The organism is Dongia sp., from assembly GCF_041918875.1.
Classification (GTDB): domain Bacteria; phylum Pseudomonadota; class Alphaproteobacteria; order Dongiales; family Dongiaceae; genus Dongia.
In genome coordinates this window covers 1-14362 of record NZ_JAYRUV010000023.1, presented here as the reverse complement: position 1 = coordinate 14362, position 14362 = coordinate 1, and the positions used below count along the sequence as shown (strand labels likewise).

Annotated in this window: 18 protein-coding genes; all 18 read left to right on the top strand. The window is 62.6% G+C overall.

Features of this window, described 5'->3' with window-relative positions; translation table 11 throughout:
* Positions 1-14: 14 nt before the first annotated feature.
* A complete protein-coding gene (locus tag ACE3TY_RS19390; RefSeq protein WP_374656065.1) occupies positions 15-704 on the top strand; it encodes a hypothetical protein in 690 nt (229 codons plus the stop codon).
* Positions 705-731: 27 nt separating this feature from the next.
* Positions 732-989, top strand: a complete 258-nt coding sequence (locus tag ACE3TY_RS19385; protein ID WP_374656180.1) for an RNase A-like domain-containing protein — start codon at positions 732-734, stop codon at positions 987-989.
* Between the two features lie 129 nt (positions 990-1118).
* Positions 1119-1316 (top strand): hypothetical protein, encoded by a 198-nt coding sequence (locus ACE3TY_RS19380; RefSeq protein ID WP_374656063.1) that lies wholly within the window; start codon positions 1119-1121, stop codon positions 1314-1316.
* 39 nt (positions 1317-1355) lie between these two features.
* Positions 1356-1769, top strand: a complete 414-nt coding sequence (locus tag ACE3TY_RS19375; protein WP_374656178.1) for an RNase A-like domain-containing protein — start codon at positions 1356-1358, stop codon at positions 1767-1769.
* Between the two features lie 38 nt (positions 1770-1807).
* Positions 1808-2137 carry a hypothetical protein gene (locus ACE3TY_RS19370; RefSeq protein WP_374656061.1) on the top strand — a complete coding sequence of 110 codons (330 nt, stop codon included), beginning with the start codon at positions 1808-1810 and terminating at the stop codon, positions 2135-2137.
* A 125-nt stretch (positions 2138-2262) separates the two neighbouring features.
* Positions 2263-3504, top strand: coding sequence for an NAD(P)/FAD-dependent oxidoreductase (locus ACE3TY_RS19365; protein ID WP_374656059.1), 1242 nt, complete (start codon positions 2263-2265; stop codon positions 3502-3504).
* A gap of 5 nt (positions 3505-3509) precedes the next feature.
* Positions 3510-4052 (top strand): GNAT family N-acetyltransferase, encoded by a 543-nt coding sequence (locus tag ACE3TY_RS19360; protein WP_374656057.1) that lies wholly within the window; start codon positions 3510-3512, stop codon positions 4050-4052.
* Positions 4053-4307: 255 nt separating this feature from the next.
* Positions 4308-4733, top strand: coding sequence for a hypothetical protein (locus ACE3TY_RS19355; protein WP_374656055.1), 426 nt, complete (start codon positions 4308-4310; stop codon positions 4731-4733).
* A gap of 2 nt (positions 4734-4735) precedes the next feature.
* Entirely contained in the window at positions 4736-4873 is a 138-nt protein-coding gene (locus ACE3TY_RS19350) for a hypothetical protein (RefSeq protein ID WP_374656053.1), read from the top strand.
* Positions 4874-4980: 107 nt separating this feature from the next.
* Positions 4981-7227 (top strand): DNA topoisomerase IV subunit A, encoded by a 2247-nt coding sequence (parC, locus tag ACE3TY_RS19345; protein ID WP_374656051.1) that lies wholly within the window; start codon positions 4981-4983, stop codon positions 7225-7227.
* A 184-nt stretch (positions 7228-7411) separates the two neighbouring features.
* The gene (locus ACE3TY_RS19340; RefSeq protein ID WP_374656049.1) at positions 7412-7675 is read left to right on the top strand and encodes a hypothetical protein; all 264 of its coding nucleotides are present in this window, start codon (positions 7412-7414) and stop codon (positions 7673-7675) included.
* Between the two features lie 76 nt (positions 7676-7751).
* The gene (locus tag ACE3TY_RS19335) at positions 7752-8606 is read left to right on the top strand and encodes a DUF692 domain-containing protein (RefSeq protein WP_374656047.1); all 855 of its coding nucleotides are present in this window, start codon (positions 7752-7754) and stop codon (positions 8604-8606) included.
* Positions 8603-9379 carry a putative DNA-binding domain-containing protein gene (locus ACE3TY_RS19330; RefSeq protein WP_374656045.1) on the top strand — a complete coding sequence of 259 codons (777 nt, stop codon included), beginning with the start codon at positions 8603-8605 and terminating at the stop codon, positions 9377-9379. The genes ACE3TY_RS19335 and ACE3TY_RS19330 overlap by 4 nt, the downstream gene beginning before the upstream one ends.
* Positions 9339-10745, top strand: a complete 1407-nt coding sequence (locus tag ACE3TY_RS19325) for a hypothetical protein (protein ID WP_374656043.1) — start codon at positions 9339-9341, stop codon at positions 10743-10745. The genes ACE3TY_RS19330 and ACE3TY_RS19325 overlap by 41 nt, the downstream gene beginning before the upstream one ends.
* A gap of 533 nt (positions 10746-11278) precedes the next feature.
* Positions 11279-11650: a 30S ribosomal protein S12 gene (rpsL, locus tag ACE3TY_RS19320; RefSeq protein ID WP_374314230.1), complete on the top strand. Its 372-nt coding sequence runs from the start codon at positions 11279-11281 to the stop codon at positions 11648-11650.
* A gap of 13 nt (positions 11651-11663) precedes the next feature.
* Entirely contained in the window at positions 11664-12134 is a 471-nt protein-coding gene (gene rpsG / locus ACE3TY_RS19315) for a 30S ribosomal protein S7 (RefSeq protein ID WP_374656041.1), read from the top strand.
* Positions 12135-12152: 18 nt separating this feature from the next.
* Positions 12153-14228, top strand: a complete 2076-nt coding sequence (gene fusA, locus ACE3TY_RS19310) for an elongation factor G (protein ID WP_374656039.1) — start codon at positions 12153-12155, stop codon at positions 14226-14228.
* Between the two features lie 34 nt (positions 14229-14262).
* On the top strand, positions 14263-14362 hold a 100-nt coding region (locus ACE3TY_RS19305), incomplete at its 3' end, for a GTP-binding protein (RefSeq protein ID WP_146203664.1).

Genomic DNA, 14362 nt, shown 5'->3' with positions numbered 1-14362 from the left:
GCATACCAGATAACGTGCGTGCCCTTCGACAGCGTTCGTTTCAGGGCGTGAAGGTCGACAGCCTCATGGGTCCGGAGATGCCTGGCGAGGATGTCATCGACGCGCGCCACTTGGCCAAGGCGGCAGCGGTTTCCTCCGCCAAGGCGGCCGCTCCCCCGGCCAACGACAATGCGGCTTCAACCGGGCAGGTCCATCCCGGCCTTGGCTGCTTTGCTGCCATGGCCGAGGCGCAGAAGAACGCCAGCCACGCCTCGCCACAGGAAGTTCTGCAGGCAATCGATGACGGCGTGCGGCTCTTCGCCAACGGCGCGACGCTGGGTTACGCGGACAATTTCGCCGCGGCAGGCAATGCACTGTTCGGCGAGGGCAGCTTCGTCGAGGACTATCGAAGGAACCTCCCGCAAGAGAAGGCGCTGACGGCAGCGGCGCGCGAACGCACCGGAACGATTGGCGCCTTTATCGAAGCGTTACCGGGCGCAATTCCGGTCTATGGCGACGCGCTCTCGCTTATCGGCGATACCAAGCAATATATCGAACATCCCGAGACAGCGACCATCGGCAACGTCTTGGGCACGGTCGCCACCGCCTTGCCGGTGACGCCCAATGTCCTCGGTGCGGCCCGCAAAGTTGAGAACGCCGCGGAAGATGCGGCCAAGCTCGAGGCCAAGGCCGCGAATAAAATCGACGAGCTAGATGCGCCGTAGAAGGTCGAGGCGGATTCCGCTGAGACCCTGCCAGCAGCGATACCGGAGCGGATCCGTCTGGATCCCAAGAATCCGGAGTCCGTCAAAGTCTATTTCAAGCGGTCGATCACCGGAAATGAAGGGCCAAAGGGACACGGGATCGCGAAGCATGTCGGCAAGACGAAAGAAGACCTGCATGCCCGATATCAGAAGGAACCGAATATCAGCAATTCGTCTACATTTCCGGACATCGAAACAGCTGAAGAAGTCGTTCATGCCGTGCTGGCGCAGAAGCAGCAGAAATGAACAGCCAAGAGGTAAGTGTAACGTGGCCGAACATATCCGTGATCATTACGAAGCAGAATATCCCGCGTTGTCTCAGTTGTTTGTCGAGATTCTGGCGAACCAGGGGGGGCTGACTGGCTCAAGGACGGTGTGGCGGCGCATGTCGGCTATTCAGATCAGGCCGAATTGCAGGCAACTGCGGCCGATCTGCAGCGCGCCATGCTGGACACCTCCCTGCAGCCCGATGATATCGCCTATCTGACTAACTATGACCTTCAGTCGCGCCAGGATGTGTTGAACTTCCTGCAGACTCTGGCCGAGCTTCTTGCTGCCGCGCAAAAGGCATAGGGGTGCTGCCGTCCATTCACCTCGGGCGAGCCCGCCTGAATCGATCCGGATCGATATCAACGACCCGCGTCAGTCGATGCCAATTTCAGGCGACCGATCAAGGGGAATGAGGGGCCGGACGGCCATGCGATCGAGAGACACGTCGGCAAGACCAAGGAGGAATTGGCCGATCGTCTAAGAACGGAACCCAAAATATCGGCGTCTTCCTGCTTTCCGGACGAAGAAACCGTCGATGCCGTGGCCTATGGGGCGTTGAAGCAGAATGAACAGCGTGTCTTGAAATGGCTGCAAGATCCCAATCGTGGAGAGATCACGCTGCCATATGCAGGCAAAGACGTCATCGGTATTTCCGTCCGCAAGAATGGAACGGTCGTTGATCGCACGAATGCCATCGTCCATCTAAGAAAGGATGGTCGGGGTGGATTTTGCTACCTGACGGCTTATCCTAATTGAAAATCCTCATTTTCCCGGAACTGAAAAAAGGTTCGCATATGAGCAAATCCGTCTATGAGTTCATGGAAGAGTCATACCCGGCATTGAATGATCTTCTGATCAATGTCGCGGTGAATGCCGGGTCCTTCGAGGAGAAGCGCATAGAAACCACGGTCGCGCGGTTTATCGAAAGCAGTGATGTCGCCCGCTTGAAGCGCACGGCGCATGACCTCGACCTAGCCAGCGAAAAACTGTCGCTGGATCGGGCGGTGCTGAGTGATTTCATGAATTACGTGTTCGATTCCGACGCGGAGGCATTGGAGACGATGCGCGCGATGCGAGATTTGATCAGGAAGGGCATTGCCGCCGAGAGCGCAAAGTCCAGCTGAGGCGCGATGCTGACGCGGACAAATCTCCTGGCAGTCCGGCTTTGCCACCCGAAGGCGCTCTTGATTTGGACCCGCGCGCGCGCCATGCTCCGCCCCATTCGGGTTCAGGGGGCAATCGGGGTATCATGAGTAACCGTCAGTTCATCGTCATCGGCGCCGGCATCGTCGGCATTTCCACGGCACTTTACCTGCAGAAGGACGGGCACCGCGTCACGGTGATCGACGGGCGCGATCCGGGCGAGGGTACGTCGAAGGGGAACGCCGCGGTCATTGCGACCGAATCCTGCATTCCGGTGGCGACCCCCGGCATCCTGTGGGACGTGCCCAAGATGCTGATGGACCCGCTGGGGCCGCTGGCCATCCGCTGGACGTATCTGCCCAGGATAGCGCCCTGGCTGATGCGCTTTGTTGCCAATAGCGGCGAGAAGCGGGTCGAGCAGATCTCGATCACGCTCCGCGCGGCGCTGGTGCAGGCGCTGGCGGCGCATAAGGAATTGGCGGCGCTGGCCAGCCAGTCGCTGATGATCAAGGATACGGGCTGGCTGGGCGTCTTCGAAAAGGACGAGAAGTTCCAGTCCTATCAATGGGACCTCGCCCTGCAAAAGCGCCGCGGAGTCAATTTCCAGGTGCTGAAGAAGGAAGAGATCCGCCAGTTCGAGCCGAGCCTGCAGCCGATCTACAGCCACGCGGTCTATTACCCGGAAAACTCCTTCGTCACGGATAATTTCGCGCTGGTGCAGCGCCTGGCCAATCACTTCGCCGCCAATGGCGGCAGGATCGTGAAGGCGGATGTGAGCGGGTTCGACATCGGTGCCCAGGGGCCTACGGCGGTAAAGGCCGGCGGGCAATCCTACCCATGCGATGCCGTGGTCGTGGCGGCCGGCGCCTGGTCGAGGAAGCTTTCCGCGCAGCTTGGCCACAAGGTGCCGCTCGATACCGAACGCGGCTATCACGTGACGCTTCCCAATGCCCAGAAGCGCCCGCGCATGCCGCTTTATTCGGGCGATCATTCCTTTGCCATCACGCCGCTGGATGTCGGCCTGCGTTTCGCCGGCACGGTGGAACTGGGTGGCCTCGAAGCGGCGCCCAACTATGCCCGTGCGCAGATACTGATGAACCATGGCAAACGCATGTTCGGCGAACTTGACGAGACGGGCCGCAGCGACTGGATGGGTTTTCGTCCCTCGATGCCGGATTCGGTGCCGGTGATCAGCCAGGGCGGACGCTTCCGGAACACCTATTTCGGCTTCGGCCACGGGCATCTCGGATTGACCTTGGGGCCGGTCACCGGGCGGATCATCGCCGATCTCGCGGCCGGGCGCGATCCGGGGCTCGACATGCGGCCGTTCCGCATCGACCGGTTCTGACGAAGATGCGCGCGCCGGACGGAGCCTCGACCGGCGGTTTCTCCCTGCGGCTTCTGCTGCCCTCGGATGCGCCGCAATACCGGACCTTCCGGCTCAACAATCTGCGGCTTTATCCGGCGCTCTTCCGCGCCGACGCGGCGGAGGAGGCGCAAAAGCCGCTCGCCACATCGGAGCGGCGACTGAAGCCCACACCGCTCAACCGCTGGCAGGGCGCCTTCGATCAGGCCGGCATCCTCATCGGCGCGGTCGGGTTCCGGCGCGAGCCTGGTGCCAAGCGCCAGCATATCGGCCAGATCATCGGGCTTTCCGTGGCGCCGGACTGGCAGGGGAAAGGCATCGCCACCGCGCTCATGCTCGATGTCATCGACTATGCCCGCGGCCTCGATGGGCTGCGGCAGATCCAGCTGACCGTGACGATTCCCAATCCGGCGGCCGAGCAGCTTTACGACCGGCTGGGGTTCACGGTGTTCGGACTGGAGCAGGATGCCTTGCGGATCGGCCCCGAGTCTCACCCGAAACAGCATCGGCAATTGCTGCTCGATCGCTAACGCCTTGATCCGATTGGTCGCCCTCGCGCGCTGCGCAGCTCGCAACGCCGGTGGCGGCAGCTGGAGTTCAAACTGCACCCCGATTGCGGGCACGATCTGGATCTTCCTGGCCAAAGCCGATCCGCCGACTAGACAGGAACCGGACGCCGACGGTCAGTAGGTAAGGTCCCAGTACGTCACGACGGCGCCCCCCTTTGATCCGGCCCGGAACAAGCTGGCGGAACCAATACCCGAATATCCGCCGATGCCGACATATTGGAGGTTGCCGCTTCCTTCACCTATGACGCCTTCAATCGCGTCATCAATCACGTCAGCGATCTTGGCGCATTTGCCCTCACCTATCTGGGTGAGACGGACCAGATCACCAGCCGGGCGCTTGCCAACAGCGCGCTGGCGACGAGTTGGAGCTATCTGCCGAACAGCGGCGACCGGCGGCTTGCCGGCATCGGCAATGCCGGGCTCTCGGCCGGCCAGTTCTCCAACTTCGCCTTCATGACGACGTCGGAGAATTTCATCACCTCGGTCGATGAGACGAGCGACGCGGCCACGGCCTATCCGTCCGCCCTCACCCAGGCCGCCACCTACAACAATCTCAATCAGCTAACCGATCTTTCCGGACAGTCCTTCAGCTATGACACCAACGGCAACCTGCTCGGCGACGGCCAGCGCATCTACAGCTGACCGTGACGATTCCCAATCCGGCGGCCGAGCAGCTTTACGACCGGCTGGGGTTCACGGTGTTCGGACTGGAGCAGGATGCCTTGCGGATCGGCCCCGAATCTCACCCGAAACAGCATCGGCAATTGCTGCTCGATCGCTAACGCCTTGATCCGATGACGTAAGAAAGCGTTGGCGCAGGCTTGACGCGAGGCCGATGCTGCATAGGATGGCGCCCGAATCGCTCGTGACCAGAAAGTAGCCTCCCCGCATGGCCAAAAAAGCCGCCACCACCACGCCGCCCCCACAAGGCGAAATCAAGCTGACCAACCTTGCCGAAGCGCTGGGCGAGCGTTATCTCTCATACGCGCTCTCCACCATCATGTCCCGCTCGCTGCCCGATGTGCGCGACGGTCTGAAGCCGGTGCACCGGCGCATTCTTTTCTCCATGCGGCAGCTGCGGCTCGATCCCGGCTCCGGCTTCAAGAAGTCGGCCCGCGTCGTCGGCGATGTCATGGGTAAGTTCCATCCCCATGGCGATGCCTCGATCTATGACGCCATGGTGCGCCTGGCGCAGGATTTCGCGGTGCGCTACCCGATGGTCGAGGGCCAGGGAAATTTCGGCTCGATCGATGGCGATAATCCGGCGGCGATGCGCTACACCGAAGCGCGCCTCACCGAGGCCGCCTCGCTCATGTTGCAGAATCTGGATGAGGAGACGGTCGATTTCCGCCCATCCTATGATGGCGAGAATCTGGAACCGGTCATCCTGCCGGCGGCCTTTCCCAACCTGCTGGCCAACGGGTCGCAAGGCATCGCGGTCGGCATGGCGACCAGCATCCCGCCGCACAATGTGGCCGAAATCTGCGATTGCCTGTCGCATCTTCTGAAGACGCCCAATGCGCGCATCGAGACGCTGGTGAACCTGATGCCGGGGCCGGATTTCCCGACCGGCGGCCTGCTGTGCGAAACGCGCGAGACCATCGTCGAGGCCTATCGCACGGGGCGCGGCTCGTTCCGCATCCGCGCCAAATGGGTGAAGGAGGAACTGAAGGGCGGCGGCTACCAGATCGTCGTCACCGAAATTCCCTATCAGGTGGCGAAGTCGCGCCTCATCGAAAAGATCGCCGAGCTGCTGCAGGACAAGAAACTGCCCTTCCTCGACGATATCAACGACGAATCGACAACCGATATCCGCCTGGTTCTGACGCCCAAGTCGCGCAATATCGAGCCCGAGCATCTGATGGAACAGCTGTTCCGCCAGACCGATCTGGAGACGCGCTTCAGCCTCAACATGAACGCGCTCGACGCCAACCAGACACCGCGCGTGATGGGTCTGCCGGAGGTGCTGCAGGCCTATCTCGACCATCGCCGGGTGGTGTTGCAGCGCCGGTCGAAATTCCGCCTCGGCGAAATCGAGCGGCGGCTCGAGATCCTCGACGGCTATCTCATCGCCTATCTCAATATCGACGAGGTCATCCGCATCATCCGCTTCGAGGACGAGCCCAAGGCCGTCATGATGAAGAAGTGGAAGCTCTCGGACATCCAGACCGACGCCATCCTCAACATGCGCTTGAAGGCCTTGCGCAAGCTCGAGGAAATGGAGATCAAGGGCGAGCACAAGGAACTTTCCGCCGAGCGCAAGGCGCTGCAGGCATTGCTCGCCTCCGATGACAAGCAATGGGAAGCGATCGGCACCGAGGTGCAGGAGCTCAAGAAGCTCTATGGGCCGAAGACGAGCCTGGGCAAGCGCCGCACGGAACTGGGCAAGGCGCCCTCGGCCATGATCATCCCGCTGGAAGCGATGATCGAGCGCGAGCCCATTACGGTGGTCTGCTCCTCCAAGGGCTGGATCCGCGGCATGAAGGGACATGTCGAGGAAGGTGCGGAAATCAAGTTCAAGGAAGGCGATTGGGCGAAATTCCAATTGCACGCCGAGACGACCGACAAGCTGGTGATCTTCGCCACCAACGGCAAATTCTATACGATCCCTTGCGACAAGCTGCCGGGCGGGCGCGGCCATGGCGAGCCGGTGCGGCTCTATATCGACCTTGGCAACGAGCATGACATCGTCACCATGATGATCCACAAGCCGGGTTCGAAACTGCTGGTGGCCAGCCATGACGGGCGCGGTTTCGTCGTTTCGACCGACGAGATCCTGGCCCAGACCAAGAACGGCAAGCAGGTATTGAGCGTGCCGGAGGGCGAGGAGGCGACCGTCTGCGTGCCGGCCGATGGCGACATGCTGGCGGTGATCGGCGACAATCGGAAGCTGCTCATCTTCAAGCTCAATGAAGTGCCGGAAATGACCCGCGGGCGCGGCGTCATGCTGCAGAAATACAAGGATGGCGGCCTTTCCGATGCCAAGGTCTATGCCAAGGCGGAAGGGCTGACCTGGCGCCTCGGCGACAAGATCAGGACCGAGACGCACAGCAACCTCAAGGACTGGATCGGCGAACGCGCCCAAGCCGGCCGCCTGCCGCCGAACGGTTTCCCCAAGGCCAACAAATTCGGCTGAAGTCGAGCCGATCGAACTGGTAGAAATCCCCGCGTTGCCGGCAGGCAGGCGGGGATTTCTATTGGGATGGCTTTTGGCCTTGTAACAAACAAGGCAATGCCGGCGAAACTTCCTTTGCTGGCCGGGTTCCGTGCATGAGGCGCGGTCCGGCCCCAACGACCGACAATTCTGGAGGGAACGCTTCATGACGACCATGACCAAGATTACCACCAGCACCTTGGCTGCGGCGGCGATGGCCTTGCTGGCCGGCGGCACGATCAGCCTTACCACTACGCCGGCCCAGGCCGATGCGGTGCACTGCGCCGGTATCAATGCCTGCAAGGGCCAGGGCTCGTGCAAGAGCGCCAGCAATTCCTGCAAAGGCCAGAACAGCTGCAAGGGCCAGGGCTGGATCGAGCAGCCGAGCGCCGAGGCCTGCACCGGCGCCGGCGGCACGGTCGTGGAATAAGCACGGCCGTCGGTCGGGCAGGCGGCGTCCTCCCCGTGGCCGCCGCCGCCCGGCCTCGGCCGACACGAGGTCATTCATGCCGTCACCTCTGACCGGCTTCGGCCTGGGATTGCGGCCAGCCCATTACGCCGATCTGCAGGCGCATGCCGACGCGCCGGCGCGCCGGGTAGACTGGCTGGAGATCATCTCGGAAAATTATATGCGGGTCGGCGGCAAGCCGCGCCGGCACGTGATGCAGCTGCGTGCGCGCTACCCGATGGCGATGCATGGGGTCTCGCTGTCGATCGGTTCGACGGCGCCGCTCGATCGCGACTACCTGGCCGCGTTGAAGGAGCTTGCGGAGGCGCTGCAACCGGCCTGGATATCGGATCATCTATGCTGGACCGGCATTGCCGGGCTCAACATGCACGATCTGCTGCCGCTGCCCTTCACCGAGGAGGCGCTGGATCATGTCACGGCGCGCGTGCTGCAGGTGCAGGACCGTCTCGGCCGGCCCATCCTGCTGGAGAACACGTCGAGCTATGTGACCTATGTCGAATCGGCAATGCCGGAATGGGAATTCATCGTCGAACTCGCGCGCCGCACGGATTGCGCCCTGCTGCTCGACGTCAACAATGTCTATGTGAACGCCTTCAATCACGGTTTCGATCCGCAGCATTTCCTGGCCGCGATTCCGCCAGGCCTGGTGCGGCAGATCCATCTGGCCGGCCACGAGAATCACGGTACGCATATCATCGACACGCACGATCACGACATTGTGCCGGCTGTCTGGCACCTCTACGCAAAGGCGATCGCGCGTTTCGGTCCGGTGCCGACGATGATCGAGCGCGACGATCGGATTCCGCCGCTCGGCGCGCTGCTGGACGAGCTTGAACAGGCGCGGCGGGTTGCAGCCAGCGCCGCGGCGTCGCGCGAAACGCAGGTCGCATGACGAGCCTTTCCGCCCTGCAGGCCGACTTTCAGGCCTATCTGCTGCATCGGGCCGAGGGCATCGTGCGGCATGTGCAAAGCAATGGGCGGCTTTGCGCGGCCGATCTGCTGGAGGTCTATCGTCGCGGTTACGGGTTGCGGCTGGTCGAAGCGCTCGGCAATGACTTTCCCGGACTCAAGGCCATGTCGGGCGAAGAGGCGTTCGAACGCCTGGCGCGAGCCTATGTGGCGGCATATCCGTCGCGGCATCCGTCCCTGCGCTGGCTGGGTCGCGCGCTGCCGGATTATCTTGCCGCCATGGATCCGCTTGCCGCCGGCATGGCGCGCTTCGATTGGGCGGTGGCGCTGGCCTTCGATGCGCGCGATGAAGAGCCGGCGGGCCTCGCGGACCTGTTCGCCTTGCCGCCGGATATGTGGGAGACATTCACCATCGTCTTCGCCGACGGTGTCAGCGTCTTTACAGCGGATGCTTCCATGGGCGATCTGCGTCATGCGTTCCTGCGCGATTCGGACGACCGTCCAGCCGCAGCCGGATATGAAACTTCCTGGATCGTCTGGCGTCATGGCGAGGAAGTGCAGTATCGCCGGCAGGAGCAGGACGAAGCGGCGGCCTTCGGCCTGATGCGGGATGGCGGCCCCTTCGGCGCGATGTGCCGGCTGCTGGCGGAACGCGGGCAGGAAAACGCGGCCCCGCGCAGCGCCGAAATCATCAAGGATTGGCTGGAACGCGGTCTTGTCGCGGCGGTCGTTCACGATGCGCCGGTGTCTTTTTAGCGCGGTTCCGCTGCTGCTCGCCTGCGCCCCGGCGGTGGCTTCCGGGATTTGCGATTACGATATCGACATCGCCGGCGCGGCGGCCACGGCGTTGGAGATACATATTCAATGCGACACCGCCGATCCGCCGGCTTTCACTTTTGCCGATCCGGATGCGGCGGCCTTCATCGAACGGCTGGCCGATGTGGGGTCAAGGGCGCATTTCCGCATCGACCTCGATCGCTTCGCCGCCACCGGCGATCGTTACGATTCCGCCCTGCGCCTTGGCCGCTCGGTGCTGGTCTCGCCGGGCGCGATCCTGCCGCGGCCGATGGATCCCGAGGCCGAGTTGCGCCTGCGCCTGTCATCGGCCGATGGCGCCGGGCATGCGGTCGGCCTGCCGGTCCGCTCCGACGGGCGATATGAAATCCCGGCCGGCGCGATTGGGGAAGCCGGCGAATGGGTCCTCGGCCAATTCGACACACTGCAGATCGGCGGACAGGCGGCGACCGTCGCGATCCTTGATGCGCGACGCTCCGTTTCGAACGACGACCTGCGGCGATGGATCGAGGATGTCGCCGCCGGCAACCGCCGTTTCTGGGGCGCCGATCCGGTATCGCCGCTGCTTCTCGTCGTGTTGCCGGCGGCCGGCAAATCGGGCCTGCCTTTCGGCCGCGTCATGGCGGCCGGCGGCGCCACTGTCCTGCTTCTGCTGGGCGAGGCGGCGGGGTGGGACCAGCTTTACCGGGAATGGGTGCTGGTCCACGAGTTCCTGCATCTCGGCACGCCCTTGCTGCGCGATACCGGCATCTGGTTCAACGAAGGCATCGCCACCTATTTCGAACCGATCCTGCGCGCCCGCGCCGGCTGGAAATCGGAAGACGAGGTCTGGCACGAATGGCTGACGAATATGCCGCGCAGCCTGCCTGCCCTCACGGAAACGGGACTGATGAATGCCCCTTCGCGCCGCGCCTATTATGGCGGCGCCCTCTTCATGCTGCTGGCGGATATCGAGTTGCGGCGCGGCAGCGCCGGGGCGATCGGCATCGAGGATTGCTTGCGGACGGTCCTCGATTCGGGGCAGGACATACGCATCCGCTGGCCGACCCGCCGCATGCTCGAAACCTGCGATCGGCGGAATGGGCAGGGTGGCGTTCTCGCCTCGCTGGCGGCGAAACATGTCTATGGCCATGCAGCGCTCGACCTCGACGACCTATGGCGCCGGCTCGGGGTGGCGATTGGCGCGGATGGCGGTGTCCGCTACGACGATTCGGCGCCTCTGGCAGCGGTGCGTCGTGCGATCGTCTGGGGCAAGGACAGATATTGGACGCCCATCGGAACATATCGAGCGCCCGGCACGGCACGGTCATTCGAGGCGCCTCCCTGAGATCCGCGTTGCTGGCGGTCACGGAGATTCCTGGCGACTGACGGAAAGTTCGGATTTTAAGTAATAAAATTACCAATCCACCCTGCTTTCGTGGCCGGAAAGGCCAGGGAGGTCTAGAATTAGGGGTGGTGGACCTTTCGGACCCCAGCGTATGGTAGTTATGCAGAGACCGGCGCACCGCAGGTAAGTCTTTGAAAAATCCCGATTTCACCCCGGATTCTTCTGCTTGACCGGGGGTAATCGAATCAATATATTCCGCCCGCCTTTAAGGGGGCTGGTGGTAGACCTCTGGCGCGCAAGCGCCCTCACAGTCTAGACGCTGTCCCGGCTTAAGCATCCGAAGCGACATATGGCTCCTCTGCCTTCGAGCATGAGCAATCTGGCGTTTTTAGCGGCCGCATCGAGACGTGAAGAGCGTCGGGTTCGATGAGGTCGCGTTTGCATATGGCAACATTTGCCAAGGACTGCATGCAGTTCGCAAATCTCGCGCCAATGGGCTCGGCCCGGACGCGCGAATGAGGTGAGGAAGAAGAATGCCGACGATTAACCAGCTGATCCGCCAGGGCCGTGCGCCCCTGAAGGCCCGTAACAAGGTCCCGGCGCTTGAAGCGAGCCCGCAGAAGCGCGGCGTGTGCACCCGCGTCTACACGACGACGCCGAAGAAGCCGAACTCAGCGCTGCGTAAGGTCGCGCGCGTGCGGCTCACCAACGGCTTCGAAGTCACCTCCTATATCCCCGGCGAAGGCCATAACCTGCAGGAGCACTCGGTCGTCATGATCCGCGGTGGCCGCGTGAAGGATTTGCCGGGCGTTCGCTACCACATCATCCGCGGCACGCTCGACACCCAGGGCGTGAAGGACCGCAAGCAGCGTCGTTCGAAGTACGGCGCCAAGCGGCCGAAGTAAGGAGATTTGAGAGATGTCGCGTCGTCACGCAGCTGAAAAGCGCGAAGTTCTGCCGGATGCCAAGTTCGGCGATGTCGTGCTCACCAAGTTCATGAACAGCCTCATGTATGCCGGCAAGAAGTCGACGGCAGAAACCATCGTCTATGGTGCTCTCGCCAGCGTCGAGAAGAAGTCCAAGGGCGATCCGGTGAAGCTGTTTCACGAAGCCCTCACCAACGTGAAGCCGCACCTCGAAGTGCGCTCGCGCCGCGTCGGCGGTGCGACCTATCAGGTGCCGGTCGAAGTTCGTCCGGACCGTGCTCAGGCGCTGGCGATCCGCTGGATCATCACCACCGCCCGCGGCCGTTCCGAGCAGACCATGACCGACCGTCTCGCCGCCGAAATCCTCGATGCCGCCAACAATCGCGGCGCCTCGGTGAAGAAGCGCGAGGACACCCATCGTATGGCGGAGGCCAATAAGGCCTTCTCGCACTATCGCTGGTAAGAGCAAGGAATCCGCATCATGGCGCGCACCACTCCGCTCGAGCGATACCGCAATATCGGCATCATGGCCCACATCGATGCCGGCAAGACCACCACGACCGAGCGCATCCTCTATTACACCGGCAAGTCCTATAAGATCGGCGAAGTGCATGAAGGCACGGCGACGATGGATTGGATGGAGCAGGAGCAGGAGCGCGGCATCACCATCACCTCGGCCGCCACGACCTGTTTCTGGCAGGATCACCGCGTCAACATCATCGACACCCCGGGCCACGTCGACTTCACGATTGAGGTCGAGCGTTCGCTTCGCGTGCTCGACGGCGCCGTGACGGTGTTCGATTCGGTCGCCGGCGTCGAGCCGCAGTCGGAAACGGTGTGGCGCCAGGCCGACAAATACGGCGTGCCGCGCATCTGCTTCGTCAACAAGATGGACCGCATCGGCGCCGACTTCTACCGCTGCGTCGACATGATCGTCGATCGCCTCGGTGCCAAGCCGCTGGTCGTTCATTTGCCGATCGGTTCGGAAAGTGAATTCGCCGGCCTCGTCGACCTCGTCGCCATGAAGGGCATCATCTGGAAGGATGAGAGCCTCGGCGCCGAATTCGTCGTCGGCGACATTCCTGCCGAGTACAAGGAAAAGGCCGAAGAATATCACGCCCGTCTCGTCGAGATGTGCGTCGAACTCGACGACCAGGTCATGGAAGCCTATCTCGAAGGCAAGCAGCCGGACGTCGCCACTCTGAAGCGCCTCATCCGCAAGGGCACCATCGCCGGTTCGTTCGTGCCGGTGCTGTGCGGCTCGGCCTTCAAGAACAAAGGCGTGCAGCCGATGCTGGACGCCGTGGTCGACTTCCTCCCGTCGCCGCTCGACGTGCCGGACATGAAGGGCGTCGCCGTCGACTCCGACCAGGAAATGACCCGCAAGAGCTCGGACGACGAGCCGTTCTCGGGGTTGGCGTTCAAGATCATGACCGATCCGTTCGTCGGTTCGATCACCTTCGTCCGCGTCTATTCCGGTATCCTCAACTCGGCCACCACCGTCCTCAACACGGTGAAGGAAGAGAAGGAACGCGTCGGCCGCATGTTGCTGATGCACGCCAACAGCCGCGAAGACATCAAGGAAGCCCGCGCCGGCGACATCGTCGCCCTGTGCGGCCTGAAGAACACCACGACCGGCGACACCCTCTGCGATCCCGCGCACCCGATCGTGCTCGAGCGCATGGAATTCCCGGAGCCGGTGATCGAGGTGGCGGTCGAGCCGAAATCGAAGGCCGACCAGGAAAAGATGGGCGTGGCCTTGAACCGCCTCGCCCAGGAAGATCCCAGCTTCCGCGTCAATTCCGACCCGGAAAGCGGCCAGACGATCATCAAGGGGATGGGCGAACTCCATCTCGAAATTCTCGTCGACCGCATGAAGCGCGAATTCAAGGTCGAGGCAAATGTGGGTGCGCCGCAGGTGGCGTACCGGGAAAGCATCACCAAGAAAGTCGAGCACGACTACACGCACAAGAAGCAGACCGGCGGTTCGGGCCAGTTCGCCCGCGTCAAGATCCGCTTCGAGCCGCTTGAGCCGGGTTCGGGCTTCGTGTTCGAGAACGCCGTCGTCGGCGGCGCCGTCCCGCGCGAATATGTGCCGGGCGTCGAAAAGGGCCTGAAGCTCGCCAAGGAGACCGGCGTGATCGCCGGCTTCCCGCTCATTGACTTCAAGGCGACCCTGATCGACGGCGCCTACCACGACGTCGACTCCAACGTGCTGACCTTCGATATCGCCTCGCGCGCCTGCTTCCGCGAAGGCATTCCCAAGGCCGGTCCGAAGCTCCTCGAACCGATGATGAAGGTCGAGGTGGTGACGCCGGAAGACTACATGGGCGACGTGATCGGCGATCTGAATTCCCGTCGTGGCCAGGTCCAGGGCATGGACAGCCGCGGTAATGCGCGCGTCATCACGGCGATGGTGCCGCTCGCCAACATGTTCGGCTACGTCAACACCCTGCGCTCGATGAGCCAGGGCCGTGCCCAGTACACCATGACTTTCGACCACTATGAGCAGGTCCCACAGGCGGTTGCGGACGAAGTCCGCGCCAAGATGGCCTAACGGAACTGCGACAGATACTGACGGAGTAAAGAAGATGGCGAAGGCTAAATTTGAGCGTAACAAGCCGCACTGCAACGTTGGCACGATCGGCCACGTTGACCACGGCAAGACGTCGCTGACGGCGGCGATCACGA

Bases quoted from the DNA above. Each gene is read 5' to 3' on its own strand.
- ACE3TY_RS19370 (WP_374656061.1), top strand. From the start codon at position 1,808: ATGAGCAAATCCGTCTATGAGTTCATGGAAGAGTCATACCCGGCATTG.
- ACE3TY_RS19365 (WP_374656059.1), top strand. From the start codon at position 2,263: ATGAGTAACCGTCAGTTCATCGTCATCGGCGCCGGCATCGTCGGCATT.
- ACE3TY_RS19360 (WP_374656057.1), top strand. From the start codon at position 3,510: ATGCGCGCGCCGGACGGAGCCTCGACCGGCGGTTTCTCCCTGCGGCTT.
- parC (WP_374656051.1), top strand. From the start codon at position 4,981: ATGGCCAAAAAAGCCGCCACCACCACGCCGCCCCCACAAGGCGAAATC.
- ACE3TY_RS19340 (WP_374656049.1), top strand. From the start codon at position 7,412: ATGACGACCATGACCAAGATTACCACCAGCACCTTGGCTGCGGCGGCG.
- ACE3TY_RS19335 (WP_374656047.1), top strand. From the start codon at position 7,752: ATGCCGTCACCTCTGACCGGCTTCGGCCTGGGATTGCGGCCAGCCCAT.
- ACE3TY_RS19330 (WP_374656045.1), top strand. From the start codon at position 8,603: ATGACGAGCCTTTCCGCCCTGCAGGCCGACTTTCAGGCCTATCTGCTG.
- rpsL (WP_374314230.1), top strand. From the start codon at position 11,279: ATGCCGACGATTAACCAGCTGATCCGCCAGGGCCGTGCGCCCCTGAAG.
- rpsG (WP_374656041.1), top strand. From the start codon at position 11,664: ATGTCGCGTCGTCACGCAGCTGAAAAGCGCGAAGTTCTGCCGGATGCC.
- fusA (WP_374656039.1), top strand. From the start codon at position 12,153: ATGGCGCGCACCACTCCGCTCGAGCGATACCGCAATATCGGCATCATG.